Raw genomic sequence first — 24,477 nt, 5'->3', positions numbered from 1 at the left:
GCGGCGAAACGTGCGGCGAGGAGAGTCCATGTCCCCGATTCCGTCGCTCCCCAGCAGGGGGGACGTGCTGCGCGTGGTGCGCACCACGACCGAGATCACCGGCCAACTCCTCGACACCGCGGGGAACATCACCAGAATCGCCGTCAACACCCTCGACCCCCGGGACGGCTCCGGGACCGAGGCGCTGCGCGTCCTGCGCGAGACGACGGCGGAACTGGCCGAGGCGAGCGCCTCCCCGCAGGCGCAGGAGGCCTTCTACAAGATCGTCGACACGCTGACCCGGCTCGGCACCAGCGGGGCGCCGCTCGCCGTGCACCCCGTGAGCGAACCCGCCCAGGCGCTGCTCGCCGCGATCGGCGACAGCCTGCTGCCCGTCCTCGACGCGGTGGAACCAGCGGTTCAGGAGGCCGTCGTCGCGCTCGGCGAGCTCGTCGAGGCCACCTCACCGCTGCTGCCCGCGGCGGCCGGCGTCGCGGCGGGGGCCCTGCTCGCGCTCACTCCGGTGCTCCGGGCGGCGGCCGGCGTCCTGCGTGACTCCTCGCCCGAACTCCAGCGCGTCGCCGACGCGTTGACGGCGGCGCTGGCTCCACTGCTGCCCCTCCAGGTGGCCCTGGCCGAGCGGGCGGCCGCCGCGGGGGCCGGGGTCGTCCGGGCCGGGCTGCCCCCGCTCGCCGACCTCGCCGAGGCCGCTGCCGCCGCCGCGACGGCGGCGCGCCCGCTCCTCGTCGCGAGCGAGGAACTCCTCGTCGCCGGCCTCGAGCAGCTCCAGCCCGTGATGCTGGGCTCCGCCCGTCGCGCCGGGCGCGTCGCCCGGGCCGCCGCGGTCCGCGTCACCGCCGCGATGGCGCCCGCGGCGGATCAGGGGGTGGTGGTCGCCGTCACCGTCGCCTAGGACCTGTCGGGCGGGTCATGGCGGAGACGCGCGGTGCGGGACCGCCACGATCACCCGGACCGTCACCGGACCCGTCGCCGGGGCCGTCCGCACGGAGGCCTGCCGGCACGGAGGGGCCCGTCGGCATGGAGGCCTGTCGGCACGGAGGGGCCTGTCGGCACGGAGCGGGCCCGGCGGCACCCGGCCGGCGGACACCGCGACCCGGTGCCGTGCCGTCCCGCTGTGCCGTGGCGATCGCGACCGTCCGGTGCCGAGGGCCCTCCCCGTCGCGCCGAGACCGTCCCCCGCCCGGTGCCCTCTCCCGCGGCACCCCGATAAAGTTTCCCCCATGCGCGATCTTGGGGTGGGCTTCGGTTACTTGCTGCGCGGCCAGCGATGGGTGGCCCGGCACGGGAAGAGCTATGGGTTCGGGCTGGTGCCGGGGCTCATCACGCTCGTGCTCTACGCGGCCGCGCTGGTCGCCCTCGGCGTCTACGGGGAGGACTTCGTCACCTGGGCGACCCCGTTCGCGGACGACTGGACCAGTCCCTGGTCGGGCCTCTTCCGCGGTTTCCTCACCGCCGTGCTCTTCGCGCTCGCCCTCCTCCTCGCGGTCCTCACCTTCACCGCCGTCACCCTGCTCATAGGGCAGCCCTTCTACGAGAACCTCTCGGAGCGCGTCGACCGCGACGTCTCCCCGGACGGCACGGCCCCCGAGTCGGGGCTGCCGCTCTGGCGAGAGCTGTGGATCTCCGGACGCGACAGCCTCCGCATCCTCGTGAGGGCCCTTGTCTGGGCGGTCCTCCTCTTCGCGCTCGGCTTCGTCCCGTTCATCGGCCAGACCGTCGTCCCGGTGCTCGGCTTCGTCGTCACCGGCTTCTTCCTCACCGAGGAACTCGTCGCCGTCGCCCTGCAACGCCGCCGCGTCGACCTCCGTGAGCGCCTCGCCCTGCTCCGCTCCCGCAAGACGCTGGTCTGGGGCTTCGGGACCCCGCTGGGCCTCGCCTTCCTCGTTCCGTTCGTCGCGGTCTTCCTGATGCCCGGAGCCGTCGCGGGCGCCACCCTGATGGCCCGCGACCTGCTCGGCGAGGAGATCGGCGAGGGTGCCGGCGAAGACCCCGGGACAGCCGCCGACGGAGACCCCGAGACGGTTTCCGAGGGAGAGAGGACCACCCCCTGACGGAGATGCTCGCCGTCGCCGGCGGCAGTGTCCCGGCCGGATTCGGCGTCACCCCCGTGTGCGCCCCCTCCCCCTGACGGCCGGGGCGGCCGCGTCCGCGGCCACCGTCAGGATCGCCCGCACCTGCTCGATGATGTCGAGACGGTTGCGCACGAACTCGGGGTCCGTCACCGTCCCGGTCGCCGGGTCCGTGTTCCCCGTGCCGAACTGCAGGACGGGTGTGTGGACATGACCGCCGGGCAGGCTCGCACCGAGGCCGAGACGGTCGCGCAGCAGCGTCGCCCGGTAGGCGATCTCGTTCGACAGATAGTCCCCGCCGCCGCCCGCGCGGGCCCGTGAACCCGGAGTCGGTCCGTCGGGGCGCACGACGGGCTCGGTGCCTCCCGCCGGGATCTCGGTCACCGAGGTGTGGTCGTAGACCGGGAAGCGGCCCGTGTGCGCGGCGACGATCTGCGTGTACGGGAGGGTCGTCGACGTCCACTCGGGCTGCGAGCCCGGGTCGGTGACCGGGACGGTCCCCGTCCGGGAGATGTTCTCGTTGTCCGGAAAGCCGCCCCGCCAGGCCCCGTTGGTCCGCTCCACGTCGAACCGGCCGACGCGGCCCTGGCTGACCGTCGCGAACAGGTCCACGTGCGGGAGGTACGGCCGCAGGGTCCGCTCCACCGTCCCCTCCCCGGAACCGGATGTCCGGGAGGTGTCCCCGGCGAAGTCCCGCCAGCGGACCGGGAACACGACGGTCTCCACGCGCGCCGGACCGTCCGCCGTCCGGATCGTCGTGCCGTCGAGGGCGAGCGCGGTCGCCCCGGACGGGTTGGAGATCCGGATGTCGCGGTCGAGCGTGAACGGGTCGAACCCGGTGACCAGGATGCGCTTCACCCCCGTGCGCGACGGGTAGCGCACGGCGTCCTGGCCGCGCGAGCTCCGCTCCAGGTCGTCCAGCAGACGGGCGCGCCGGGCATCGGTCAGCGCGAACCCGGGCTCCCAGCCCCGCGTTTCGCGGGCCATGCCGAGCCGCGCCCAGTACAGCGGCCGGTCGTCGTCCCGGCTCAGGTCCCCGCCCGCCGGGCCCCGGCCCTGTGCCCGGTCGACCGCCCGCCGCCACAGCCGCGCACCCTGGCGCCGCACGATCCGCTCGGCCTGCGCGTACGACTCGGCCCGGCCCAGTGCCCGGACGAACTCCGGTGCCACCGTGTCGAATCCGGAGCGCCGCAGGATCTCCTGGGGCGCCGCTCCGTCCAGCCGTCGCTCCTCGGCGGTGGAGGTCTCGGCGGCCGTCGCCGACGGGGCGGGCGTCGCGGCGAGTCCCGCCAGCAGCGTCAGCCCGAGTATGCCGATCCGAACGCGTAACCGAGTCAAGGGAGTTCGTGCCTTCCGTCGCGTGGGGGTGCTGCCGGACGGCGGCAGTATCCCGTGACGGGCGGGGCGTGCACCACGGTGCGGGGAGGAAGTGGCCGAAGGGCGTGGGGCGTTGTGCGGGACGGAAGGGCGATTCCCCCGGGGCCCGGCAGGGCGGCTTCGTCCGCCGGCCCGTCCGGTGGCCGGTCAGACGGGTATCCTCGCCGCCGACTCCCGCAGCGCGGCCAGGAACGCTTCCGCCGCCGGCGTCAGGGACCGTCCGCGCACCGTCGCCGCGTACACCGCCCGGGCCGGCGCCGCCTCGTCGAGCACCGGCAGCAGCGCGATGTCCGGGCGTACGGACTCGGCGGCGAGCGCGGGGATCAGGGTCACTCCGAGCCCGGCGGCCACGTACCCCTGTTTCGCGGTCCACTCGGCGACGACGTGCGCCACCCGTGGCCGGAATCCGTGCCGCAGGGCCGCGTCGAGCAGGGTGCCCTCGGGCCGGGGGCTGCCGGATATCCAGTCGGCGTCTACGAGTTGGGGCAGGCGCACGGAGGACTCGGCCGCGAGGGGGTGGGCGGCGGGGACGGCGACGTAGAGGGACTCGTCGAGCAGGTGGTGCAGGGTGTAGGCGTCCAGTGGGGCGCGGCCCGTCGTCGAGACCACCGCCAGATCGAGACGGTCGGCGGTCAGCCGGTCCAGCAGGACGGGGGTGAACCCCTCCTGGCGGGTGAGCCGGACCGCGGGGTGCCGGGCGCGGAACGCCGCGATGGCCCGTGGCACCAGCGCCGCGTCCGCCGTGGCGAAGGAGCCCACCCGCAACCGCCCGCCCGCGGCCTCCCGCAGTGCGGCCAGTTCGCGTCCCGCCCCGCGCAGCCGCTCCACCACCGCCTCGGCGTGCGGCACGAGGACCCGGCCGGCCTCCGTCAGCCGCACACCCCGGGGCAGCCGGTCGAAGAGCGGCGCTCCGCCGAGCGCCGCCTCCAGCGCGGAGATCTGCCGCGACACCGCGGACTGCGTCCACCCGAGTGTCCGGGCGGCCACGGTGAACGAGCCGTGCCGCGCGACCTCGACAAGGACACGCAGCCACACGGTGGAGAGATCGGGGGCACCGTACGGAGCCGGGCCGTCCGGAGCCGTGTCGTACAGGGTCGAGTCCTTCGGGGCCGTTTCGTGCAGGGGCGAGGGGCGCGAGGAGTCGTCACGGGCGGCTTCGTCATGCGGATTCGGCATGGCACACATGCTAGACATTCGCTTGTCGCATCAATTCACCGCGCCTAGCGTCCCGTTCATGGAAAAGATCGCCTTTCTCGGACTCGGTCACATGGGCGCCGCCATGGCCCGCCGGCTCCTCGGTACGCAGCACCCGTTGACGGTGTGGAACCGCACCCCCTCGAAGGCCGAGCCGCTCGTCACCGCGGGCGCGGTGCTCGCCGCTTCGCCGGGCGAGGCGGCGCGGGACGCGGACGTGGTGATCACGATGCTCGCCGATCCCGCGGCTCTCGACGCGGTCGCCGAGGCGGTCGTGCCCCAACTGCGGCCCGGCGCCCACTGGGTGGAGATGTCGACGGTCGGCCCGGACGTGATCGTGGAGCTGGCCGCCCGGCTGGGAGAAGGGGTGACCCTGGTCGACGCACCGGTCATGGGCAGCACCGACAGGGCCGAGTCCGGCCGGCTCGGCGTTCTCGCGGGCGGCGACACCGCCGGTGTCGAGCACGTACTGGCCCGCTTCGGGACCGTGACCCGCACCGGCCCGCTCGGCTCGGGCGCCGCGCTGAAGCTCGTCCTCAACGCCGCCGTCCTCGGAGGCGTGGCCCTGGTCGCCGAGGCCCTGGTCCTCGCGGACGCCCTCGGCCTGGACGAGGACACCGCCCGCACCGCGCTGGCGAACGGTCCCCTCGGCGGCGCCGTCGGCCGCGCCTTCGCCGAAGGCGCGCACTTCGGCACCTCGCTCGCCGTGAAGGACATCGAGCTCGCCGTGAAGTCGGCCCGGCTTCCCGCCATGGAAGCGGTGCTGGAGCACTACCGGCACGCGGCCGAGGACCCCGCCGTGGCCGGTGCGGACATCACGCGAGCCGTCACCCGCATCCGCCACCCTGCCTGAGGAGCGCCATGCGCATCACACTCGGCAACCCGGCCTCGGCGCCGCAGCCCGCCAACGCCTACTACTCCCAGGTCGCCCGCGTCGAACTCCCCGGCGGCGGCGCCCTCCTGTACCTCTCCGGTCAGGTCGCGGACGGCGCGGACCTCGCCACCCAGAGCCGCGGCGTCTTCGAGACCATCGCCGCGCTGCTTCACGCGCACGGGGCGACCCTCGCCGACGTCATCAACATCCGGACGTATCTGACCGACATCGACCGGCTCGGCGAATACGGCGCCGTACGCCGGGAGTTCCTGACCGGGACCGTGCCGACCAGCATGACCTTCGAGGTATCGCGCCTGTTCGCGCCGGACGCCCTCGTGGAGGTCGAGGTCGTGGCGGCGGTCGGTGCCCGTCCGGAGGCCTGAGGGCGGTCAGCGCTCGCCCAGCAGCGTGAGGAAGTCCCGGAACGCGGCCGGCATGTCAACCGACTCCGGGTCCAGCAGCCATTGGTACTGGAGCCCGTCCATCACGGCGACGAGCAGGGGGGCGGCCCGCTCCGGGGTGAGGCCGCTCGGCAGCCGTTCCCCGTACTCGGCGCGCAGCACCGAGGCCATGTTCGCGCGCACCGCCGTGTAGCGCTTCGTGAAGAACTCGCGCGCCGGGTGCCCCTCCGTGACGCTCTCGCCGAGCAGCGCCGAGAAGGTCTGGATGATGCCGGGCCGCATGGCGTTGTACTCGACCAGCGAGACGAGCAGATCGGCCCGCCAGGTGGTGTCCGGCACGGCGTCCCACTGGTCCCGCTCCTTGAGCACGGCGACAAGCAGGGCCTCCTTGGTCGGGAAGTGGTGGAGCAGGCCTTGCTGGGTGAGACCCACGCGCTCGGCGACCGCGGCGAGGCTCGCGCCCCGGTAGCCGCGCTCGGCGATCACCTCGAGCGCCGCGCGCACGATCTCCGCGCGTCGCTCCTCACTCCTGGTCCTGGTCGCCATGGCGTCACCGTACGGCATCCCATCCCTCCCATCGTAACGGCTGAATAACGAAACCTACCGCTCTACAGGTAGCCGATGCAGGATGTGGGGAGACCGACGGCTTTCAACGAGGAGGTGCCGCCATGGCGGAGACTGCGGGGGAGACGGCGAAGGACCGGAGGGGCGCGGACGCGGCCCGCGAGGCCGTCGTCGAGGCGGCCTTCGGTCGGCTCGACCTGGACGCGAAGGCCCGGCTGCTGTCCGGCCGGGACATGTGGACGCTGCCCGCGCTCCCCGAGATCGGGCTGGAGTCCCTCGTCATGTCCGACGGTCCGATCGGCGTCCGGGGCGTCCACTGGACCGCCGACGACCCGTCCGTCGCGCTCCCCTCACCCACCGCGCTGGCCGCCGCCTGGGACCCGGAGCTGGCCCGCCGCGCGGGCACGCTCCTCGCCCAGGAGGCCCGCCGCAAGGGCGTCCACGTCCTGCTCGCCCCGACCGTCAACCTGCACCGCTCGCCGCTCGGAGGCCGCCACTTCGAGGCCTACAGCGAGGACCCGCTCCTGACCGGCGCGATCGGCAGCGGCTACGTCCGAGGCGTGCAGTCCGGCGGAGTCGGCACCACCGTCAAGCACTTCGTCGCCAACGACGCCGAGACCGACCGCTTCACGGTGAACAACCTCGTCTCCGAACGCGCCCTGCGCGAGCTCTACCTGGCCCCCTTCGAGACCATCGTCGAGAACGCCCACCCCTGGGGCATCATGACCGCCTACAACTCGGTCAACGGCACGACGATGTCCGAGCACCGCCATCTCGTGAACGAGATCCTGCGCGGCGAATGGGGCTTCGACGGGTTCAACGTCTCCGACTGGATGGCCGCCCGCTCGACCAGGGGCGCGATCGAGGGCGGACTCGACGTCGCCATGCCCGGCCCGAAGACCGTCTACGGCGCACCGCTCGCCGCCGCCGTCCGCGCCGGCGAGGTGGCGGAGGCCACGGTCGACGCGGCCGTCCGCAATGTGCTCCGCCTCGCCGCCCGAGTCGGCGCCCTGGAGGGCGCCGAGCCGGTCGTGACCGAGCCGCCCCAGGCCGTGGACGGGGAGGCGCTGGCCCGCGAGATCGCCCGCCGCGGCTTCGTCCTCGTCCGCAACGAAGGCGCCCTGCCGCTCGCCGAGGGGCACCGGGTGGCTCTCATCGGCGCGGCCGCCCGCGACGCCCGCGTCCTCGGCGGCGGCTCCGCCACCGTCTTCCCCGCCCGGATCGTCTCGCCCCTCGACGGACTCACCGCCGCCCTCCCCGAAGGCAGTCTCAGCTACGCCGTCGGCGCCGACCCGACGGTGGAACTCCCCGTCGCCGACAAGGGGTTCGAGCTGTGCGCGGTCTGCCGTGACGCGGCCGGCGAGATCATCGGCAGCGGTTCGGCCCCGAGCGGCCAGATCCAGTGGATGGGCGACGACCTGCCCGAGGGGGTCACCCACGACGCCCTCCACACCGTCGAGCTCACCGGCACCTTCACCCCGCGCGACAGCGGCCCGCACACCTTCGGGATCAAGGGCCTCGGCGCGTTCACCCTCACCGTCGACGGCACGACGTACTTCGACGACGTCCAGGGCACCGGCAAGGACGACCCCTTCGTGACGTTCTTCGGCGCCCCGGTGCCCCGCGGTCAGGTCGAACTCACCGCGGGGGAACCGGTCGTGGTCTCCCTCACCCATGTGATCGCGCTCCCCGAGGACATCCCGATGAAGGTCGTCGGCTTCTCGCTCGCGCACCAGGAGCCCGTACGCGACCCGGACGAGCTGATCGCCGAGGCCGTCGAGGCGGCCCGCGCCGCCGACACCGCCGTCGTCGTGGTCGCCACCACCGACCGCGTCGAGTCCGAGGGCTTCGACCGGGCGGACCTCCGGCTCCCGGGCCGGCAGGACGAGCTGGTGCACGCCGTCGCCGCCGCCAACCCGAACACCGTCGTGGTCGTCAACTCCGGCTCCCCGGTGGAGCTCCCGTGGCGCGACGAGGTCGCCGCCGTGCTCCTCGGCTGGTTCCCGGGCCAGGAGGGCGGCGCCGCCCTCGCCGACGTCCTCACAGGCGCCCACGAGCCGGGCGGCCGCCTCCCCACCACCTGGGGCTCCCTCGCCGACGCCCCGGTCACCCAGGTGCTCCCCGCCGACGGTGAACTCCCCTACACCGAGGACGTCTTCATCGGCTACCGCGCCTGGGAGAAGGAGGGCAGGACCCCCTCGTACGCCTTCGGCCACGGCCTCGGCTACACCGAGTGGACCTACGAGTCGATCGCGGTCGAGGGCGGCACCGTCACCGTCCGCGTCCGCAACTCCGGGGAGCGCGCCGGGCGCGAGGTCGTCCAGGTCTACCTCGCGCCGGCGGAACCCGACGCCGAGCGGCCCGTCCGCGCGCTCGCCGGTTTCGCGGGGGTCGAGGCCGGACCCGGCGAGAGCGTCGAGGCCGTCGTGGAACTCCCGCGCCGCGCTTTCGAGGTCTGGGACACCGCCGCGGGCGCCTGGGCGTTTGTGAAGGGTTCGTACGAGATTCAGGCAGGCCGTTCCCTCACGGACCACCGACTGAGCACGATCATCGAGGCGTGACCGGCGTACGCCCCCTTGAGCAGCCCCGGTCCGGAACCTGACCTCCGGACCGGGGCTCGCCCTTCTCTCCCGTGCCCCGTGCCCCGCGCCCCGTGCCCGCGGAACGAGGACCGGCCGCCCGGCCCCTAGTCCCGCACGGAGAACCCGTGCCGGCCCCTAGTCCCGCACGGAGAACCCGTACACCGTCTCCGACCGGAACACCTCGCCCGGCCGCAGTTCCGTGCTCGGGAACTCCGGCCGGTTGGGGGAGTCGGGGAAGTGCTGGGTCTCCAGCGCGATGCCGTCGTTGGGGGCGAAGGGGTCGCTCAGGTGATCGGCGGTGTAGAACTGGAGACCGGGTTCGGTGGTCGCCACGGTCAGCACCCGCCCGGACGCCGGATCGTGCAGCTCGGCGACCTCCACCGGAGCGGCGGTGACCCCCTTGTCGAGCACGTAGTTGTGGTCGTATCCCGCGCCGGTCTTGCGGGGTTCCCGGAAGTCGAAGCGCGTGCCCTCGACGGGGTCGATCTCCCCGGTCGGAATGAGGTCCGCGTCCACCCGCGTCAACCGCGAGGCGTCGAGGCGGAGTTCGTGCCCCAGCGCACTGCCCGAACCGCTCAGGTTCCAGTACGTGTGGTTCGTCAGGTTCAGGACGGTCGGCGCGTCGGTGACCGCCTCGTAGGCGATGCGCAGCGCACCCCGCCCGTCGAGCGTGTACGTCGCCGAGACCTCCAGACGGCCCGGGAAGCCCTCCTCGCCGTCCGGGCTGACCCGGGAGAGCCGCACGCCGTGTTCGACCGGCTCGGCGTCCCACACACGCTTGTCGAAGCCGCCGTCGCCGCCGTGCAGCGAGTTGGAGCCGTCGTTCGGGTCCAGGCGGTGGGCCGATCCGTCCAGCGAGAAGCGGGCGCCCCCGATCCGGTTCGCGTACCGCCCCACCAGCGCCCCGAGATACGGCCCCGGGTGCGCCGTGTAGCCCGCCAGGTCGGGGAAGCCGAGCGTCACGTCCACGGCCAGCCCGTCCCGGTCCGGCACCTCGGCCGACTGCACGACACCGCCGTACGTGAGCACGCGCACCCGGACCCCGGACCGCTCCAGCGTCCAGCGGTGGACCGGGGTGCCGTCGGAAAGTGTGCCGAAAAGTTCACTCATGAGGGAAACCCTAGGTCACCGGTTTGCGCGCGGTGACGGTCCGGTAGGCGATCTCCGCGAGTCGCGCCTGTCCGTTCTTGCTCGGATGGAACCAGTCCCAGTGGCTCAACTGGTCGGTCCCGAAGCGGTAGTCGAACACCGCGCCCCCGTCGAAGCGGCAGCGCCGGTCCTTGGCGCACACCTCCCGGAGCACCTGGTTGTACTCCTCCACCCGGTTCTGCACCTTTCCGCGCCGCAGGGTCGCCGCCGAGTCCAGCGAGTCCGCGTCGCCGAGCATGGACGGGCAGATGCCCAGCTTCCAGACCTGCTTGCCGAGCGGATTGCCGCGCCCCTCGGACCAGAGCCGCTTCAGATCCGGCACGCTCGACACGTACACCTGGGCCCTGGGCAGCGTGCCGCGCAGGGTGTCCATCGCGTCCTGGAACGCGGTTCGGAAGTCGGTGACGGAGGTCATCGCCGACGTGGAGGAGCGGCAGGCGTCGTTGGCGCCCGCCATCACTGTGACCAGCTCCGGCTTCCGGGTCGCCGCCTGCGCCATCTGACCGGGCAGGTCGGCCATCCGCGCTCCGGTCACCGCGTAGTTCCAACTGCGCTCGGCCGCCCCGGTCGTGCCGAGCAGACGTACGGCGAGGCTGTTGACCTGCGGATCGCTGCCGGTCGCCCACGACACCTCGGGGCAGTCGGACAGCACGCTGCAGGCGTCGAAGCCCCGGGTGATGGAGTCGCCGACCGCGGCCATGGACGCCGGACTGCGGTCCCAGACCGGCGTGGGCTTCGGGGACGGCCGCGTTCTCGTGCCGCTCGGCGCGGAGGAATTGCCACCGGTGGCGTCGCACGCGGCGATGCCCAGAAGAGCCGTCGCCGCTGCGAAGGCGAGGACGGCCCGTGAACGGTGGCTGCGATTCCGCATCCCCTGGTCCCCTCGATCGTTGTACAGGGTTGGTCGGCATCCGTCCCGCACGGTAGGTCGCACCACGTCGTACACGGCCGGTCGCACCGCGTTTCCATGTGCGGCCGTCTCTGCCCGGGGAACAACCCCGGACCCCCGGCAAGGGAGTCCGGACGCGTCCCGCCGGGTGAAACCTCGGAGGTTCACGGCGCTTGGACCGACGGTACGTCACACTCCTTGCGCCGCCGCACGGTAGCCTCGCCCCGTGGCCGCCCTGCCACTGCCGTTCCGCTAAGTTACAAGATGTCTCGCTCTGTCCGGAGGCCCCAGTGACGACACGTGGAGTTCTCTACGTGCACTCCGCGCCCCGCGCGTTGTGCCCGCACGTCGAGTGGGCGGTCGCGGGGGTGCTCGGCACGCGCGTCAACCTCGACTGGATCCGGCAGCCCGCCGCGCCGGGCACCTGGAGATCCGAGTTCTCCTGGAAGGGCGAGGTCGGCACCGCCTCCAAGCTCGCCTCCGCGCTGCGCGGCTGGCACCTGCTGCGCTTCGAGGTCACCGCCGAGCCCTGCCCCACCGCCGAGGGCGAGCGCTACAGCTGCACCCCCGAGCTCGGCATCTTCCACGCGGTCACCGGCATCCACGGCGACATCCTCATCCCCGAGGACCGCCTGCGCGCCGCGCTCCTGCGCTCCCAGCGCGGCGAGAGCGACCTGGAGGCCGACCTCGCCAAGCTTCTCGGCAAGCCCTGGGACGACGAACTGGAGCCCTTCCGCTACGCGGGCGAGGGCGCCCCGGTCCGCTGGCTGCACCAGGTGGTGTGACCCGTACGGACCGCCCCCGCGGGGAGTGGTCCGCGCACAGCACCCGACCGACGCCGAACGGCGTGTGGCCCGCACCCCCGGCAAGGGGGTGCGGGCCACACGCCGTTCGGCGGAGAGAACCCGGCCTCAGATGGTACGGAACGCCAGGACCACGTTGTGCCCACCGAAGCCGAACGAGTCGTTCAGCGCGGCGATCCGGCCCTCGACGGGCAGCTTGCGCGCCTCGCCGCGGACGATGTCGGCGGCGGCCTCGGCCTCGGGGTCGAGGTTCTCGACGTTGATGGTCGGCGGCGCGACCCGGTGGTACAGGGCGAGCACGGCCGCGACCGACTCGACGCCACCGGCGCCACCGAGGAGGTGACCGGTCATCGACTTGGTGGCGGAGACCGCGAAGTGGTCGGCCTCGTCGCCGAACACCTTGCGCAGCGCCTTCAGCTCGGCCACGTCACCGGCCGGCGTCGAGGTGGCGTGCGCGTTCACGTGCACGATCTCGGCGGGGTCCAGGTCGGTGTTGTCGAGCAGGTTCTGCAGGGCGTGCGAGATGCCGCGGCCCTCGGGCTCCGGCTGCACGATGTCGTGCGCGTCGGCCGAGATGCCCTGGCCGACCGCCTCGGCGTACACCCGGGCACCGCGCTTGGCGGCGTGCTCGGCGGACTCCAGGACGAGGACGCCGGCGCCCTCGCCGAGGACGAAGCCGTCACGGGCGACGTCGTAGGGACGCGAGGCACCCTGCGGGTCGTCGTTGTTCTTGGACATCGCCATCATGTTGCCGAACGCGGCGATGGGAAGGGGGTGGATGGCCGCCTCGGTGCCACCGGCGACGACGACGTCGGCGCGGCCCGTGCGGATCATCTCGATGGCGTAGCCGATGGCCTCGGCGCCGGAGGCGCAGGCCGAGACCGGGGTGTGCACACCGGCGCGGGCGCCCACGGCGAGCCCCACGTTGGCGGACGGACCGTTCGGCATCAGCATCGGAACGGTGTGCGGGGAGACACGGCGTACGCCCTTCTCCTTCAGCACGTCGTACTGGTCGAGCAGGGTCGTGACGCCACCGATGCCGGAGGCGATGACAGCGCCCAGCCGGTCGGGGTCGACGCTCGGGTCCTCGCCCGCCTTGTCGGTGAAACCGGCGTTCGCCCAGGCCTCCTTGGCCGCGATCAGCGCGAACTGCGCCGAGCGGTCCAGGCGACGGGCCTGCGGGCGGGGAATGACCTCGCCCGGCTCCACGGCGATCTGCGCCGCGATACGGACCGCCTGGTCGGCGGCCCAGTCCTGCTCCAGGGGGCGTACGCCGGAACGTCCGGCGATCAGGCCCTCCCAGGTAGAGGCTGCGTCGCCACCCAGCGGTGTGGTTGCGCCGATACCGGTGACGACCACGGTGCGATTGGTCGGGCTCACGGGAATTCTTTCTCCAACGGATACGAGGATTCAGCGGCGCCACCGCCGGGTGGCGGGGCATCAGACCGGGCGAACCTGGGCACGGGGCCCGGGCGAACCCGGGCGGTCGGCCCAGGTGACCGGAAGATCAGGCCTGGTGCTTGAGGATGTAGTCGGTCGCGTCGCCGACGGTCTTGAGGTTCTTGACGTCGTCGTCCGGGATCTTGACGTCGAAGCGCTCTTCGGCGGCGACGACGACCTCGACCATGGACAGCGAGTCGACGTCCAGGTCGTCGGTGAAGGACTTGTCCAGCTGGACGTCCTCGGTGGGGATCCCGGCGATCTCGTTGACGATCTCGGCGAGACCTTCGACGATCTCTTCCTGAGTGGCGGCCATGTCAGGCGCTCCTTCGGTGTGTTTCCAGAGGGGTGGCGGTTTCCGTACGGACCGGGTGATCCGGTACGGAGTGCCTAGGGGAGGGTAACGACCGTCGCGGCGTACACGAGACCCGCCCCGAAGCCGATGACGAGCGCGGTGTCGCCGCTCTTCGCCGCACCGGTCGCCAGGAGCCGCTCCATTGCGAGCGGGATCGAGGCGGCCGAGGTGTTGCCGGTGGTGCGCACGTCACGCGCGACCGTGACGTGTCCCGGCAGTTTCAGCGTCTTCACCATCGAGTCGATGATCCGCTCGTTGGCCTGGTGGGGAATGAAGACATCCAGGTCGTCCGAGCTGATGCCGGCCGCGTCCAGCGCCTGCTGGGCGACCTTCGCCATCTCGAACACGGCCCAGCGGAACACCGCCTGGCCCTCCTGCGTGATGGCAGGGAACTTGATCTCGCCCTTGGAGTCGAGCGGGAGCTGGGAGACGTCGCCGATCCTGAAGCGGTCCCACGGCACGGTCTGCTTGATCGTGCCCGCCTTGTCGCCCTCGCTGCCCCAGACGGTGGGGCCGATGTGCGGCTCCTCGGAGGGACCCACGACGACCGCGCCCGCGCCGTCGCCGAACAGGAAGGCCGTCGCGCGGTCCTCCAGGTCGGTGAGGTCGGACAGCCGCTCCACGCCGATGACGAGGACGTACTCGGCCGAACCCTCGACGATCATGCCCTTGGCGAGGGTGAGGCCGTAGCCGAAGCCCGCGCAGCCGGCCGAGATGTCGAAGGCCGCGGCCTTGTTCGTGCCGAGCTTGTCGGCGATCTCGGTGGCGATGGCCGGGGTCTGGCTGAAGTGCGACACGGTGGAGACCACCACGGCGCCGATCTGATCGGCGTTGATCCCGGCGTCGGACAGGGCCTTGCCGGACGCCTCGATCGACATCGCGGCGACCGTCTCCTCGTCGGAGGCCCAGTGCCGCGTCTCGATGCCGGAGCGCGAGCGGATCCACTCGTCGGACGAGTCGATCGTCTCCAGGATCACCTCGTTGGGCACCACCCGGACGGGACGGTAGCCGCCGACGCCGAGGATGCGCGCGAACGGAGCGCCCTTGGGTGCCTTGATCTTCGACATGGTCTCGGGCTCCTTAGGCCGCGCTGTGCTCGGCGATGAGCTCGCGAGCCGCGTCGAGGTCGTCGGGTGTCTTCAGGGCCAGCGTCGTGACGCCGGGCAGCGCGCGCTTGGCCAGACCGGTCAGCGTGCCGCCGGGGCACACCTCGATCAGCGCGGTCGCGCCGAGCTCCTTGAAGGTCTCCATGCACAGGTCCCAGCGGACCGGGTTGGCGACCTGGCCGACCAGGCGTGAGACGACCTCGGTACCGGAGCCGACGGCCTGGCCGTCCCGGTTCGAGACGTACGTGATCCGCGGGTCGGCCGGGCTCAGGTCCGCGGCCGCCTTCGCCAGCGCCTCGACCGCGGGGGCCATGTGGCGGGTGTGGAACGCGCCCGCCACCTTCAGGGCCACGACGCGCCGGACGCCCTCGGGCTTGTCCGCCTCCAGCGCTGCCAGCTGCTCCAGCGTGCCGGCGGCCACGATCTGGCCCGCGCCGTTCACGTTCGCGGGGGTCAGTCCGAGCTTCTCCAGGTGCGGGACCGTCGTCTCCGGGTCCCCGCCGAGCAGCGCCGACATACCGGTCTGCGTGATGGCGGCGGCCTCGGCCATCGCCAGGCCGCGCTTGCGTACGAGGGTCAGCGCGGCGGTGTCGTCGAGCACGCCCGCGAACGCGGCGGCGGTGATCTCGCCGACGCTGTGGCCGGCGACGGCACCGGGGTTCACGTCACCGAGTGCCGCGGCGGACAGGAGGCCGGCGGCGACCAGGAGCGGCTGGGCGACAGCCGTGTCGCGGATCGCGTCCGCGTCGGCCTGCGTGCCGTAGTGGGCAAGGTCGAGCCCGATGGCGTCCGACCACGCGGCGAGGCGTTCGGCGGCGCCGGGGAGGTCGAGCCAAGGAGTCAGGAAGCCGGGCGTCTGAGCGCCCTGGCCGGGAGCGACGAGTACGAGCACTCTCACACTCTCTCTTGTGGACGGCCACGGCCGCCCGTGGGGACAGGGACGAAGAACACGAGGGGGAATTGTAGGTCCCCGACAAAAGCCTAGGTTTGGGGATCTCCATCGGCCAGACGCCCCAGGATGAGCGCGATCCGCAGCGTGAACGCGGATCGTACATCCGAGGGCGACCAGCCGGTGACGTCAGTCACACGTCGGAGCCGGTAGCGCACGGTGTTGGGATGGACGAAGAGCATCCGGGCGGCCCCTTCGAGGCTGCTCGCCTGCTCCAGGTAGACGGCCAGCGTCTCGAGGAGTGCGGAGCCGGCTTCCTCCAGCGGTCTGTAGATCTCCTCCACCAACTGCTCGCGGGCGGACGGGTCTCCGGCGATCGCGCGCTCCGGCAGCAGATCGTCCGCGAGAACCGGGCGCGGGGCGTCCTGCCAGGCGAAACACGCCTTCAGTCCGGCCGCCGCGGCCTGCGCGGAGCGGGTCGCGGCGAGCAGATCGGGCACGATCGGCCCGGCGACGACGGATCCGGCGGCGTACGGACCGATCAGTGACTTGGCGACGGCGAGGGGGTTGTCGCTGCCGCCCGCGATGACGACCAGCCGGTCCCCGAGCACCCCCGTGAGCACCTGCAGCTTGGCGTGCCGGGCGGCCCGCCGGATCGCCTCGACCGTCAGTTCGCTGTCACCGTCGGGTGCCGTGCCCAGCACCACGCAGACATGTTCGGGCGAGTTCCAGCCGAGCGCGGCGGCCCGGGAGACGGCGCCCTCGTCGGCCTCGCCGGAGAGCACCGCGTTCACGACGAGCGATTCGAGCCGGGCGTCCCAGGCACCGCGTGCCTCCGCCGCCTGCGCGTACACCTGGGCGGTGGCGAAGGCGATCTCGCGGGCGTAGACCAGGAGCGCCTCGCGCAGCACGGACTCGTCGCCGGGAGCCGCCACCTCGTCGATGGCCGATTCCATGACCTCGATTGTGGTCCGCACCATCTCCACCGTCTGGCGCAGCGTGATGGCCCTGGTCAGCTCGCGTGGCGCGGTGCCGAAGACGTCGGTGGAGATGGCCTGCGGCGCGTCCGGGTGCCGGAACCACTCGGTGAAGGCGGCGATACCGGCCTGGGCGACCAGGCCGATCCAGGACCGGTTCTCCGGAGGCATGGCCCGGTACCACGGCAGCGTCTCGTCCATCCGCGTGATGGCCTGGGCGGCGAGAGTGCCGGCCGACTTCTCCAGCCGCTTGAGGGTCGCGGAGTGCGTGTGGACGTCGTGCGCTGGGCGCTCGGTGTTGCTGGATTCGGGTTCGGGCACGGGACAAGACTGCCTTATCAGGACGGAGCCGTGCGGCGCCGGGTCGCAAGTAAGGGCGGGGCGGTCGCCGGGCCGGGGCTAACGTGGTGGATGTGATGGACGTCCGCCGCGCCGACGAGCGCTACCGCGGAGGGGATCCGGCGGCCGGGATCTCCTCGCTCCACGCCTTTTCCTTCGGCCCGCACTACGACCCCGACAATCTCCGCTTCGGCGCGGTCATCGCCTGCAACGAGGAGCGGCTCGCCCCCGGCGCCGGCTTCGACGAGCACCCGCACAGCCACACCGAGATCGTCACCTGGGTGGTGGAAGGGGAGCTGACCCATCGCGACTCGGCCGGACACGAGTCGGTGCTGCGCCACGGCGACGTCCAGCGACTGAGTTCCGCGGGCGGCGTCCGGCACGCCGAGCGCAACGACGGCGAGCTGCCGCTGGTCTTCGTCCAGATGTGGCTGGCCCCGCTGGAACCGGGCGGCGACCCCGCGTACGAGACGGTCCACGGCATCGCCGACTCCACCCCGTACGCCGTTCCCGAGGCGGGTGCCATGCTCCATGTGCGCCGGCTGACGGCGGGCGAGCGCACGGCCGTCCCCGACGCGCCCTTCGTCTACGTCCATGTCGTGCGCGGCGAGGTCCGCCTGGACGGCGAGGAGCTGGGGGAGGGCGACGCGGCCCGCATCACGGACGCCAAGGACCTGGAGGCGGTCGCGGGCGCTCCCGCCGAGCTGCTCGTGTGGGAGATGACGGTCGTCTGACGCCGGGCGTGCCGTTCGGACCACCGCCTACGCCGACGCGTCGAGCTCGCGGATCAGCCGCTCTCCCTCGCGGGTCATGATCTCCGGGTCGCGCAGGGCGTGGGAGAGCAGGGACATGCCCTGGTAGGCGCCGACGAGCGCCAGGGCGCGGCCCCCGGGGTCGACGGCGCCGATCTCCCTGTACTGCTGTTCCACCCAGTCGAGCAGCTGGCGGACGACCTGTCCCGCCGTGAGGTCGAGGCCGCCCTCCTCCCGCTTGCCGAGCTCCGCCGCGAGGGTGCCGGTGGGGCAGCCGTAGCGCGCCGCGGTGTCCCGCCCGGAGACCCATGCCTCGATGAGCCCCTTGAGGCGGGTCCGCGGGTCGGGGAGCCGGTCGAGTGCGTCGGTCAGTTCCCGCAGCCGGCCGGAGTGCTCGGCCAGGGCGGCCTCGACCAGCTCGTCCTTGGTCTTGAAGTAGTAGTACACGTTGCCCGCCGGGACCTCGGCGGCGTGGGCGATGTCGGCGATCGTCGTGCGTTCCACGCCCTGCTCGTGCAGCACCCGGGCCGCGGCCGCCGTCAGCTGCCGCCGCTTGCCGGCCGCTCTGGCCCGCGGCCCCCGGGACTTCTCTGAGTCAGTCACCCGACTGACTATAGACAATCCGCGTCCCGCCTTGCTAGCGTCCGGCTCATCGAAGCAAGTCAGCTGACTAACTAACTTGTTGGTCGAGAATCATCGAGGAGATCCCCATGTACGTGGTGACGGGTGCGACCGGGAACGTCGGACGCGCGCTGGTGCGGACGCTCACCGGAGCCGGACTGCCGGTGACGGCGGTGGCCCGGAGGATCACCGCGGCCGATGTGCCCGAAGGCGTCCGGGTCGTCGCCGCCGACCTGGCCCGACCCGACGGGCTCGGGCCCGCGTTCGAGAGCGGCGAGGCACTGTTCCTGCTGGTCGCGGGCGAGGACCCGCGGGGCGTCCTGGAGGCGGCGAAGACCGCCGGGATCCGCCGGGTGGTGCTGCTGTCCTCACAGGGCGCGGGGACCCGCCCCGAGGCCTACGGCCACCCGGTCCGTTTCGAGACGGCCGTACGGGAGTCCGGACTGGACCGGACGATCCTGAGGTCGGGCGGAATGGCCGCCAACGCCTTCGCGTGGGCCGAGTCGATCCGGGCCCGGCGCGAGGCCGCCGCGCCGTTCGGTGATGTCGGTCTGCCCTTCGTCGACCCCGAGGACGTCGCGGCCGTCGCGGCGGCCGCCCTGCGCCAGGACACGCACGCCGGGGCCACCTACACCCTGACCGGTCCCGCGCCGACCACCCCGCGCGAACGGGCCGCGGCGATCGGTGCCGCCCTGGGCGAGCCGGTGCGCTTCACCGAGCAGACCCGCGAGGAGGCGCACGCCCTCATGGCGCGTTTCATGCCGCCGCCCGTGGTCGAGGGCACCCTCGCGGTCCTGGGCGAGCCGACCGAGGAGGAACGGCGGGTCAGCCCCGACGTGGAGCGCGTCCTCGGGCGGGCGCCGGGCACCTTCGCGGCCTGGGCGCGGCGCAACGCGGCGGCGTTCCGCTGAGCGCCCGGGAAGCGCCGCCGGCCGCCGTCAGGAGGTGAGGTCGGCCAGCACCGCGTCGGTGAAGGGCGTCCACGCCTCGACCGCCCAGGGGCCGAAGGGCCGGTCGGTCAGCGCGACGCACGCGGCGCCCACGACCGGGTCGACCCACAGGAACGTACCGGACTGCCCGAAGTGGCCGAAGGTCCGCGGGGAGGACGAACCGCCGGTCCAGTGGGGGGACTTGGAGTCACGGATCTCGAAGCCGAGCCCCCAGTCGTTGGGGTTCTGGTGGCCGTACCCCGGCAGGACGCCCTTGGTTCCGGGGTACTGGACGGTCATCGCCTCCGCGACGGTCCGCGGGTCGAGCAGCCGTGGCGCCTGGAGCTCGGCGGCGAACCGGACGAGATCGTCCACGGTCGAGACACCGTCCCTCGCGGGCGAGCCGTCCAGCGTCGTCGAGGTCATGCCGAGCGGTTCGAGGACCGCCTGGCGCAGATACTCCGCGAAGGGCATGTCCGCCGCCTTGGCGATGTGGTCCCCGAGCACCTCGAAACCGGCGTTGGAGTACAGCCGCCGCTCCCCGGGCGTGAAGGTCGCCCGGTGCTCGTCGAAGGCCAGACCGGAGGTGTGCGCGAGCAGATGACGGACCGTCGAACCGGTGGGCCCGGCCGGTTCGTCGAGCTCGATCGCCCCCTCCTCGTACGCGACGAGCGCGGCGTACGCGGCGAGCGGCTTGGTGACGGAGGCCAGCGTGAAACGGTGCCCGCCCGGCCCGTACGAGCCGGCGACCGTGCCGTCCGGGCGGACGACCGCCGCGGCGGCGGTGGGGACGGGCCAGTTCGAGATCAGCGCCAGGCTCTGCAAGGACATGCTGACGAGCCTAGATGCCTCACAGGCTCAGCCGCATCGAGGGGTCCGGCTTGCGGACGAACCCGAGGGCCGCGTAGAGCGGCTCGGCCTCGGCGGACGCGTTGAGGTCGACGTGGGCGACACACCGCTCGCGGAACCAGTCGAGCAGGGTCTCCATGCAGGCGCGGGCGTAACCGCGGCGCCGGGCGTCCGGATCGGTGGCGACGCTGAAGACGTGTCCGACCGCGCCGCGCGGATTGTCCGCCCGTCCGATCCGGTACTCGATCGTCCCGGCGACCAGGGCCGCGAGAGCCTCCGGGCGGTCCGGATGGTCGACCACGAAGGCCACGAAGGACCCCTCGGGGTCGGCGAGCTTCCCGCGTACGGTGGGCAGCGACGCGGCGTGCCACTCGGTGGAGCCGCCGCCGTCGAAAACGGAGTCGATCATGACCTGGCGCAGGCGCAGGACTTCCCCGGCGTCCTCGGGCGTGGCACGGCGTACGAGACTCATGATCCGCACGGTAGCCACCGCATCCCGGCCACGTCCTCGCATTTTCGACGGATTCCGCTTGCTTGGAGTGCACTCGAAGGTTTTAGCGTGGGAGTCATGACGGTGATGGAGACCACATCCGAGGCCACCGGGACCGCGACCGCGGCCGACACCTGCGCCGGCCCTCCCGAGAGGGAGCGGCGCCCTGACGGCCGGGACAACTACACGATCAGCGAGGTCGTCGCCTTCACCGGCCTCAGCGCACACACCCTGCGCTGGTACGAGCGGATCGGGCTGATGCCGCACATCGACCGCTCGCACACCGGCCAGCGCCGCTACAGCAACCGCGACCTGGACTGGCTCGGCCTCGTCGGCAAGCTCCGGCTCACCGGGATGCCCGTCGCCGACATGGTGCGCTACGCGGAGATGGTGCGCGCGGGCGACCACACCTACATGGAGCGCTACGAACTCCTGGAGGAGACCCGCCGGGACGTCAAGGCCCGGATCGCCGAGCTCCAGGACACCCTCGCCGTGCTCGACCGGAAGATCAGTTTCTACGGGGACGCGGGGCGCGCCCTCGCTTCGGAGAGGTCCTGACGAGGGACAGCGGGATCGCGGACCTGGACTGAGCGGCACCCGGTCCGCGCCGCACCCCCCGCGACTACAGCTGGGCCAGCAGCTCCGCCTTCTTGACGGAGAACTCCTCGTCCGTGACGAGCCCCGCCTCGTGCAGCTCCCCGAGATGCCGGATCCGGTCGGCGATGTCGGCCGGGTCCCGGCGCGGCGCCGAGGACGCGGCCGACGGCGCGGGACCGGCGGAGCGCGTGGCGGCGAGCACGGCCGCGGCGAACGGCAGCGACTCGTGGACGGGCCCGTACCCGAGCCCGAAGACGACCGCCGCCGGATCCTGGTCCGCCTGGGCGGGCTGCGCCGGCGCGGGGTCCCGCCGCAGCAGTCGCAGATGGCCCTCGAACACCTCCGGTGAGCGCCATTCGACCCCGCACAGCGCGGAGACCGGGAACGTCTGGTCGCCGGCCTTCCACTTCGCCGAGGACGCGCCCGTCCAGAACCACCGGAACGACACCGCCTTGCCGTCGAAGGAGGCCTTCCCGTCGTACGCCTTGAAGTGCAGGGGCGCCTCGGGCGGTCTCACGAGATAGCGCTCGGCGGGCTCGTCGTCCGTGGTGAGCTGTCCGCGCAGTTCGTCCGCGTAGTACTCGGCGAGCGTCTCGCGCTCGGCGGGCAGCACCAGACGGTAGGGATCGCACCCTTCCTTGAGCTGTCCCGCGGCCGCCTCCATCAGCGGATCGGCGCCGGGCCTCGGCACCGCACGCAGAACGACCGTGCCTCGCTTCCCGGGCGTCAGCGTCACCGCCGTGATCGCCTCCAGGGGGATACGGCGTTCGCCGAGCGCCTGGAACAGCTTCGGCGTGCGGATCCCCCGTTCGAAGCGGATGAGCACGGAGTCGGACTCGAACTCCCAGGCGGCATGAAATCCGGCCAGTACGTCACCCATGCGGGCCATCGTATGCGGCACGCAAGCCTCCGTCGCCTCTCCGGGCGGACCGCAGTTTTTCGTCCTCTACGCGCGTCAGACCGACGCGCCGGCGGACAAACCCGTCCGGCACGCGTCATCATCGTGCGCGCACTGGACCGCGCGGTACGCGCCAATGCCGATCTCCGCGAAGTTGCGGAGACTCTCCGTACCCGGCTCGAAGTAGCCGGCATGCCCCTTCGCCCCGTCGGCGGACAGGACGCGCGCCCCGAATCCCTGCGACACCGGGTCCGCTCCGTGCCCGAGGCCGCCGACCTCCATGTACGGCACGTCCTTGATCCAGTCGTCCGCGTCGCGCATCGCCCAGACCCGGGCGGTGGTGTGCAGGTTCGCCGCCTTCCCCGTCCGCATGCCGGGGCTGCCCGCCACCGCTATGTCGGAGACCCGGGAGGGCAGCGAGGAGGCGGCCACCCCGCACAGGACCGAGCCGTAGCTGTGGCAGTACAGCGCCACTTCCGTGTTCCCCGGCAGCGCCCGCACCAGGGCGTTCAGCCGTACCGCGCCGTCCTCGGCGCGCATGGCGGTGGCCGCGTCGATGCCCAGCCCGCTGGGCGCCGTGTAGTCGGCCCACGCGATCACGGCCGTGCGCGCACCCGGGTCGGCCGCGCGCTCCGCCCGGTACAGCGAACTCGCCATGCCGACGGGCGCCGAGTACTTCTTGTACGTGCGCTGGAAGGTGAGCAGATCGGTGTCGACACCGGGCACCACGACCGAGACGCGGTCCGCCTTGTCGAGATTGCCGAAGACCTCGGCGACCCGCCCCGAGCCGTTGGGGTCGAAGGCGAGGATCTTGCGGCCCTTGTGCAGCATCGCCTCGTAGCGGTGCATCCGGCGGCCCGCGTCGTGATGGCCGAGCGAGGAGAGCCGGCTGTCGTGCATGCGCTTGCGCTCGACCTTGCGCTCGTGCTGGAGCGCGAGGCGGTTCGCCTCGTAACGCAGGGTCACCGGCGCCCCGTTCATGTTGCCGACCGCGAGCGGGTAGCGGTGGGCGAGCCGGGCGAGCTGCTGGGCGTCGAGCGTGGTGAAGAAGTGGGCCAGCCGGTCCGGAGCGGAGTCCGGGTCCGGGAGCCGCTGTCCGGCGATGCTGCCGTGCTCCCACGCGGAGCGGGACGCCTGGAGCGGAGAAGCCGCTCGATGACTGTGGAGTGCGGTCCAGCCACTGGTGGCCAGCATCACGAACACCACGGCCAGCGCGAGCAGTGCGCGCCAGACGTTGAGTTGGGGGGTTGTGTCGAAGGAAGTCACTGAGAGGACACCCTAGGAGAAGTGAGGAGCCTCCCGTTAAACGAGTGACTGGGATCACGTTTCTCATGGGGCGATTGGGGCAAACCGGGTTCAGTTTGAGATAAATAGTGACGCTCTGTACGTGGTTCTCTGCGACGCGTGTGCGATATGTGGCGCTCCGCGTGGGGGTGTTGTGTGGTTGCGGGGATTCCGCGGAGATCTCGTGCGCGCGTCATCCGGACAACGTGCGCGAGTGCGTACCAAGTTCCGTACGCGGACGCCCGCGGGTGTCGCGCGAGGCCGGCGAGGGGCGGTGTGCCGGCGGCCCCGATCCGGCCCGCGCCCCGACGGCGACGGAGCGTCACCGGGTGTCACCGTGACCCGGTGCCCCACTTCTCCGCCAACGCGGGCCCCACATGGTCGAGATAGGTGGCGGTCAGCTCACGGATCGCCTCCACGCTGGTGTCCTCGCCGGCACCCCACAGGCGGCCCGTCACCCGCATCACCCCGCCGAACACCGCGACCGCGATGCGCGGGCGCGGGTCCGCGTCCACATCGAGGCCCTCACGCTCCGCGATCAGCCGGGCGATCTCCTCCTCGACCTCCTCCGAGCGGCGCAGATGGACGGCGAGCAGTGCGGGTGTCGACTCGATCAACTGGTAGGTGCGCATGTGCAGTTCGATCGGCACGACGGCCTCGATCGCCTCGCCGATGGTGTCCCAGCTCTCCAGGACCGCCCGGCGAAGGGCCTCCAAGGGGGCTTCGTGGGGCGGCCTTTCGCGCACCGCGGCGACGAAGTGCGACTCGGCGAGCCGCTGCAGGAAGAGCGCCACGTCCTCCTTGCCCGCGAAGTAGCGGAAGAAGGTGCGCTGGGAGACGTCGACCGCGTCGGCGATCTCGTCGACAGTGGTCCGCTCGTACCCCTGGGTGGTGAACAGCTCGAGGGCGGCCCGCAGCAGCGCGTCCCGGGTGCGCTGCTTCTTGCGCTCGCGCAGCCCAGGGCGTGGCGCCACCGTCTCCGTCGTGCCGACCGTGTCCGTCATCGTGTCGTGATCTCTCCTCGGCGAACCGTTCGCCCAGTTCAGCCT

The 24,477-nt window shown here is 72.4% G+C and carries 25 protein-coding genes; 9 read left to right on the top strand and 16 right to left on the bottom strand.

Features of this window, described 5'->3' with window-relative positions; translation table 11 throughout:
* The first annotated feature begins 28 nt into the window (after nt 1-28).
* Together OG788_RS15885 and OG788_RS15880 are read left to right on the top strand one after the other, a co-directional pair.
* Nucleotides 29-892: a hypothetical protein gene (locus OG788_RS15885; RefSeq protein WP_351538854.1), complete on the top strand. Its 864-nt coding sequence runs from the start codon at nt 29-31 to the stop codon at nt 890-892.
* A 328-nt stretch (nt 893-1,220) separates the two neighbouring features.
* On the top strand, nt 1,221-2,051 hold the full coding sequence (locus OG788_RS15880; RefSeq protein WP_406371491.1) for an EI24 domain-containing protein: 831 nt from the start codon (nt 1,221-1,223) through the stop codon (nt 2,049-2,051).
* Nucleotides 2,052-2,099: 48 nt separating this feature from the next.
* On the opposite strand, the gene OG788_RS15875 is transcribed toward OG788_RS15880, so the two are convergent.
* Nucleotides 2,100-3,407 (bottom strand): pyroglutamyl peptidase, encoded by a 1,308-nt coding sequence (locus OG788_RS15875; protein WP_406371489.1) that lies wholly within the window; start codon nt 3,405-3,407, stop codon nt 2,100-2,102.
* A 186-nt stretch (nt 3,408-3,593) separates the two neighbouring features.
* Nucleotides 3,594-4,622: a LysR family transcriptional regulator gene (locus OG788_RS15870; RefSeq protein WP_406371487.1), complete on the bottom strand. Its 1,029-nt coding sequence runs from the start codon at nt 4,620-4,622 to the stop codon at nt 3,594-3,596.
* 58 nt (nt 4,623-4,680) lie between these two features.
* On the opposite strand from OG788_RS15870, the gene OG788_RS15865 reads away from it, so the two are divergent.
* Nucleotides 4,681-5,493 (top strand): NAD(P)-dependent oxidoreductase, encoded by an 813-nt coding sequence (locus OG788_RS15865; RefSeq protein WP_406371486.1) that lies wholly within the window; start codon nt 4,681-4,683, stop codon nt 5,491-5,493.
* Nucleotides 5,494-5,501: 8 nt separating this feature from the next.
* Nucleotides 5,502-5,897, top strand: a complete 396-nt coding sequence (locus tag OG788_RS15860; protein WP_406371484.1) for a RidA family protein — start codon at nt 5,502-5,504, stop codon at nt 5,895-5,897.
* Between the two features lie 6 nt (nt 5,898-5,903).
* Here the strand turns inward: OG788_RS15860 and OG788_RS15855 are convergent, their stop codons facing one another.
* Nucleotides 5,904-6,479, bottom strand: coding sequence for a TetR/AcrR family transcriptional regulator (locus OG788_RS15855; protein WP_266758329.1), 576 nt, complete (start codon nt 6,477-6,479; stop codon nt 5,904-5,906).
* A 104-nt stretch (nt 6,480-6,583) separates the two neighbouring features.
* Here OG788_RS15855 and OG788_RS15850 point away from each other — a divergent pair, with 104 nt between their 5' ends.
* On the top strand, nt 6,584-9,040 hold the full coding sequence (locus tag OG788_RS15850) for a glycoside hydrolase family 3 protein (RefSeq protein WP_406371482.1): 2,457 nt from the start codon (nt 6,584-6,586) through the stop codon (nt 9,038-9,040).
* Nucleotides 9,041-9,196: 156 nt separating this feature from the next.
* Here OG788_RS15850 and OG788_RS15845 read toward each other — a convergent pair whose 3' ends face one another.
* Nucleotides 9,197-10,171, bottom strand: coding sequence for an aldose epimerase family protein (locus OG788_RS15845; protein ID WP_406371481.1), 975 nt, complete (start codon nt 10,169-10,171; stop codon nt 9,197-9,199).
* Between the two features lie 10 nt (nt 10,172-10,181).
* A complete protein-coding gene (locus OG788_RS15840) occupies nt 10,182-11,081 on the bottom strand; it encodes an SGNH/GDSL hydrolase family protein (RefSeq protein WP_406371479.1) in 900 nt (299 codons plus the stop codon).
* Between the two features lie 308 nt (nt 11,082-11,389).
* On the opposite strand from OG788_RS15840, the gene OG788_RS15835 reads away from it, so the two are divergent.
* Nucleotides 11,390-11,884 carry a DUF3145 domain-containing protein gene (locus OG788_RS15835; RefSeq protein WP_261702513.1) on the top strand — a complete coding sequence of 165 codons (495 nt, stop codon included), beginning with the start codon at nt 11,390-11,392 and terminating at the stop codon, nt 11,882-11,884.
* 126 nt (nt 11,885-12,010) lie between these two features.
* Here OG788_RS15835 and fabF read toward each other — a convergent pair whose 3' ends face one another.
* From fabF to OG788_RS15810, 5 genes are all read right to left on the bottom strand, one after another.
* Entirely contained in the window at nt 12,011-13,282 is a 1,272-nt protein-coding gene (fabF, locus tag OG788_RS15830) for a beta-ketoacyl-ACP synthase II (protein WP_351538827.1), read from the bottom strand.
* Nucleotides 13,283-13,409: 127 nt separating this feature from the next.
* Nucleotides 13,410-13,658 (bottom strand): acyl carrier protein, encoded by a 249-nt coding sequence (locus OG788_RS15825; protein WP_028800941.1) that lies wholly within the window; start codon nt 13,656-13,658, stop codon nt 13,410-13,412.
* 74 nt (nt 13,659-13,732) lie between these two features.
* On the bottom strand, nt 13,733-14,764 hold the full coding sequence (locus OG788_RS15820; protein WP_351538824.1) for a ketoacyl-ACP synthase III: 1,032 nt from the start codon (nt 14,762-14,764) through the stop codon (nt 13,733-13,735).
* Nucleotides 14,765-14,777: 13 nt separating this feature from the next.
* Nucleotides 14,778-15,695, bottom strand: a complete 918-nt coding sequence (locus tag OG788_RS15815; RefSeq protein WP_356754259.1) for an ACP S-malonyltransferase — start codon at nt 15,693-15,695, stop codon at nt 14,778-14,780.
* Nucleotides 15,696-15,784: 89 nt separating this feature from the next.
* Nucleotides 15,785-16,990 (bottom strand): helix-turn-helix domain-containing protein, encoded by a 1,206-nt coding sequence (locus OG788_RS15810; protein WP_351538818.1) that lies wholly within the window; start codon nt 16,988-16,990, stop codon nt 15,785-15,787.
* A gap of 95 nt (nt 16,991-17,085) precedes the next feature.
* Here OG788_RS15810 and OG788_RS15805 point away from each other — a divergent pair, with 95 nt between their 5' ends.
* Nucleotides 17,086-17,742, top strand: coding sequence for a pirin family protein (locus OG788_RS15805; protein WP_351538815.1), 657 nt, complete (start codon nt 17,086-17,088; stop codon nt 17,740-17,742).
* Between the two features lie 27 nt (nt 17,743-17,769).
* On the opposite strand, the gene OG788_RS15800 is transcribed toward OG788_RS15805, so the two are convergent.
* On the bottom strand, nt 17,770-18,363 hold the full coding sequence (locus OG788_RS15800; RefSeq protein ID WP_351538812.1) for a TetR/AcrR family transcriptional regulator: 594 nt from the start codon (nt 18,361-18,363) through the stop codon (nt 17,770-17,772).
* 107 nt (nt 18,364-18,470) lie between these two features.
* Between OG788_RS15800 and OG788_RS15795 the strand changes: the two genes are divergently transcribed.
* Nucleotides 18,471-19,292, top strand: coding sequence for an NAD(P)H-binding protein (locus tag OG788_RS15795; RefSeq protein WP_406371477.1), 822 nt, complete (start codon nt 18,471-18,473; stop codon nt 19,290-19,292).
* A 27-nt stretch (nt 19,293-19,319) separates the two neighbouring features.
* Here OG788_RS15795 and OG788_RS15790 read toward each other — a convergent pair whose 3' ends face one another.
* Nucleotides 19,320-20,141, bottom strand: coding sequence for a serine hydrolase domain-containing protein (locus OG788_RS15790; protein ID WP_406371475.1), 822 nt, complete (start codon nt 20,139-20,141; stop codon nt 19,320-19,322).
* Between the two features lie 19 nt (nt 20,142-20,160).
* The gene (locus tag OG788_RS15785; RefSeq protein ID WP_406371473.1) at nt 20,161-20,631 is read right to left on the bottom strand and encodes a GNAT family N-acetyltransferase; all 471 of its coding nucleotides are present in this window, start codon (nt 20,629-20,631) and stop codon (nt 20,161-20,163) included.
* A gap of 96 nt (nt 20,632-20,727) precedes the next feature.
* Here OG788_RS15785 and OG788_RS15780 point away from each other — a divergent pair, with 96 nt between their 5' ends.
* Nucleotides 20,728-21,207, top strand: a complete 480-nt coding sequence (locus OG788_RS15780; RefSeq protein WP_406371471.1) for a MerR family transcriptional regulator — start codon at nt 20,728-20,730, stop codon at nt 21,205-21,207.
* Nucleotides 21,208-21,271: 64 nt separating this feature from the next.
* Here the strand turns inward: OG788_RS15780 and OG788_RS15775 are convergent, their stop codons facing one another.
* From OG788_RS15775 to OG788_RS15765, 3 genes are all read right to left on the bottom strand, one after another.
* A complete protein-coding gene (locus OG788_RS15775; protein ID WP_351539086.1) occupies nt 21,272-22,135 on the bottom strand; it encodes a DUF4429 domain-containing protein in 864 nt (287 codons plus the stop codon).
* Nucleotides 22,136-22,201: 66 nt separating this feature from the next.
* Complete coding sequence (locus OG788_RS15770; RefSeq protein ID WP_406371470.1) at nt 22,202-23,410, bottom strand: alpha/beta hydrolase; 1,209 nt, start codon at nt 23,408-23,410, stop codon at nt 22,202-22,204.
* Nucleotides 23,411-23,760: 350 nt separating this feature from the next.
* Nucleotides 23,761-24,432, bottom strand: a complete 672-nt coding sequence (locus OG788_RS15765) for a TetR family transcriptional regulator (RefSeq protein WP_406371468.1) — start codon at nt 24,430-24,432, stop codon at nt 23,761-23,763.
* Nucleotides 24,433-24,477: the final 45 nt, after the last annotated feature.

Origin of the sequence: Streptomyces sp. NBC_00647 (genome assembly GCF_045207245.1) — a bacterium.
In the GTDB taxonomy this organism is placed as follows: domain Bacteria; phylum Actinomycetota; class Actinomycetes; order Streptomycetales; family Streptomycetaceae; genus Streptomyces.
This window is presented reverse-complemented; position numbering and strand designations above follow the sequence as displayed.